This window comes from Methylobrevis pamukkalensis (assembly GCF_001720135.1).
GTDB lineage: Bacteria > Pseudomonadota > Alphaproteobacteria > Rhizobiales > Pleomorphomonadaceae > Methylobrevis > Methylobrevis pamukkalensis.
The window spans coordinates 1-2,713 of sequence record NZ_MCRJ01000215.1 but is presented as its reverse complement, the minus strand read 5'-3'; the positions used below and the strand labels follow the sequence as shown (position 1 = coordinate 2,713).

The 2,713-nt window shown below is 69.6% G+C and carries 4 protein-coding genes; all 4 read right to left on the bottom strand.

All coding sequences use genetic code 11. From position 1 onward, the window contains the following. A partial coding sequence (locus A6302_RS19910) for a branched-chain amino acid ABC transporter permease (RefSeq protein ID WP_083255933.1) occupies positions 1-1,248 on the bottom strand: 1,248 nt, incomplete at its 3' end. Continuing rightward, positions 1,245-1,865 carry an ABC transporter substrate-binding protein gene (locus A6302_RS19905; RefSeq protein ID WP_342586320.1) on the bottom strand — a complete coding sequence of 207 codons (621 nt, stop codon included), beginning with the start codon at positions 1,863-1,865 and terminating at the stop codon, positions 1,245-1,247. The genes A6302_RS19910 and A6302_RS19905, both read right to left, overlap by 4 nt. Next, positions 1,790-2,149 (bottom strand): type 1 periplasmic-binding domain-containing protein, encoded by a 360-nt coding sequence (locus A6302_RS25930; RefSeq protein WP_342586319.1) that lies wholly within the window; start codon positions 2,147-2,149, stop codon positions 1,790-1,792. Before A6302_RS25930 ends, A6302_RS19905 begins: the two co-directional genes overlap by 76 nt. Beyond that, positions 2,140-2,472: a hypothetical protein gene (locus A6302_RS24990; protein ID WP_245294174.1), complete on the bottom strand. Its 333-nt coding sequence runs from the start codon at positions 2,470-2,472 to the stop codon at positions 2,140-2,142. Before A6302_RS24990 ends, A6302_RS25930 begins: the two co-directional genes overlap by 10 nt. Between the last annotated feature and the right edge of the window lie 241 nt (positions 2,473-2,713).

Genomic DNA, 2,713 nt, shown 5'->3' with positions numbered 1-2,713 from the left:
CTTGTCCATCGCCACATAGGCGCCGATCAGCGCGAAGCCCACGGCCCCGAGGCCGGCCAGCAGGCCGCCGCGCAGCGCCTCGTTCGCGGCGCCGCGCCGGGGCCCGCCGAGGCGGAAGGAGGAGGTGACGATGTCGAAGGAGGACATGGCGTCAGGCCCTCTTTGCCGCGAGCGTTCGCCGAGCAGGCCCTGCGGCCGGAAGATCAGGATCAGCACGAGCATGCCGTAGCCGATCACGTCCTTCAGCTGGTAGGGCGCGGGCAGGCCGAAGCCTTCCAGCAGCAGCGCCGGCCCCATCGCCTCGGCAAGCCCGAGCACCAGGCCGCCGAGCATGGCGCCGGCAAGGTTGCCGATGCCGCCGAGGATCGCCGCCGCAAAGCCCTTGATGCCGAGGAAGAAGCCCATGAACACGGTGATCTGCTTGAAGACGAGCGCGTAGAGCACCCCCGCGACACCGGCCATCGCCCCGCCGATGGCGAAGGTGAAGACGATGGTGCGCCCGACGTCGATGCCGACGAGGGCGGCGGCGTCGCGGTCTTCGGAGACCGCGCGCATCGCCTTGCCGAGCGCGGTGTAGCGCACCAGCGCCAGCAGGCCGGCGAGCACGACCACCGCCGAGCCGAAGGCGACCACCTGCGGGATCGGGATCGTCATGCCGAGGATCGTGACCGTGCCCTCCATCCAGCCGAAGCCCGGATAGGCGCGGTTGCGGGTGCCGAACAGGCCGCGCGCGCCGTATTGCAGGATGAAGGACAGGCCGATCGCGCAGATCAGCGGCGCCAGCGAGCGCACATGCAGGAACGGCCGGTAGGCGATCTTCTCGATCGCCACCGACACCGCCGCCCCGCCCGCCATGCCGGCGGCCAGCACCAGCGGCAGGGCGATCAGCGGCGCGTCGGCGGTGAGGCCCGCGTCGTTGAGCGCGCCCGCCGCGAACAGGCCGGCGAAGGATCCGATCATCATCACGTCGCCATGGGCGAAGTTGATCATGCGCAGGATGCCGTAGACCATCGTGTAGCCGAGCGCGATCAGCGCGTAGACGCTGCCGATGGTCAGGCCGAAGATCGCGAAGGACACGAAATTGGCGGCCGAGTAGGTGCCGGCGGCAAGGCCGCCGGCAAGTCCCCAGATCACCAGCGCCGCCACCGCGATGCGGATGGCCAGCATCAGATGGTCGACCCAGATCGACCGGCGGCGCCAGTCCGAGAACCGGCCGCGGGCGGCGGAGGCGATGGCGATCGCGTTCATGGGTAGGCGCGCTTGGGGTTTTCGCCGGGTGCGAAGGTCGACGGATCGTCGCTGACGAACTCCCAGATCGCGTAGGTGGCGGCGCTGCAGTCGCCATACTGGTCGCAGGACAGCGATCCGGTCAGGCCCGGCAGGTCCTTCGTCGCCATCATCGCGTCATGCAGGGCCTTGCGGCCGACATAGAGGTTGCCCTCCTCGTCGGTCTTGCCCACCGCCTCGATCGCCTTCAGCGTCAGCAGCATGGAATCATAGCCATAGGCGCTGAACCCGCCGATCGGCGCCTCGCCATATTCCTCGCGGAAGGCCTCGACGAACACCGGGAAGCGGTCGGAGAAGAGATCGGTCGACGGGCCGACGATGCTGAAGCCGACGATGCTCGGCCCGGAGGCCTCGATCACGTTGGCCGAGAACACGCCCTCGCCGCCGATCACCTTCGTGTTCGCCAGATCCGGGATCTCGCCCTTCTGGCGCAGGAGGAAGCCGACCGAGGAGGTGAAGACGGGGGTGAAGATCAGCTCCGGCTTCCTGGTCGAGATCCGGGTCAGCACCGGACGCAGGTCGGTGTCGGTCGGCGAGATCGCCTCGCTCGCCACCACCGTGCCGCCAAGCTCGCCCATGCTCTTCTCGAGGCCTTCACCAGCTGTTCGGTGTAGGGGCTGCCGTCGTGGATGGTCGCCACCGTCTTCACGCCGAGCTCTTCGCTGACGTATTTGGCAACAAAGGCCGCTCCCAGCAGATCATTCGGCACGACGCGCAAAAAACCCTTGAAGCCGTCCGGGCGGTCGGCGGCGGTGAGCGCCGGGGCGGTCGCGCCGAAGGCGACGCTCGCCATGCCGGCATTCCACAGGATCGGCGCGCCGGCGCGGGCGCCCGACGAGCAGGTCGGGCCGATCACCGCCACGATGTCCTTGTTGCGGCGATCTTGGTGGCCGCGGTCTGGCCGCCCTCGGCGGTGCACTGGGCGTCCTCGCCGAGCAGCTTCACGTCGAAGCCGAGCACGTCGCCCTCGTCGGCAATCGCCAGCTCGGCGCCGCGCAGTTCGTCGATGCCCTGGTTGGTGTCGGCGCCCGACTGGGAGGAATAGCCGCCGATCAGGATCGGATCGCCCTTGGCGATCCTGACGACGCCGATGTCGTCGGTGACCGGACCCAGCGTTTCGGCGGAAAGCGCCGTCGAGGAGAAGAGCAGGGCGACGAGCCCCGCCGCCGTCGTCAGATGTCTCATCGTCAGTCCCTCTGGTTGGTCGCGTCCGCCGTGCGTGCGGCGGCGTCGTTGGTCGCGGTCCGTCCGTGCAGCCCTCCGCACGATGCGGCCTTCCCTTGCCGGCCGCCGGGGGTGCCGACGGCCGGATCCTCAGCGGCCATGAGGCCGATGCACATGACTTGGGAAGCCGGCCGCAGCCGGGCTCCCTATTCCGCGGCGGCGGCGGACGGGCGCCTGCCGACGGCGGACAGCGGGCCGACCT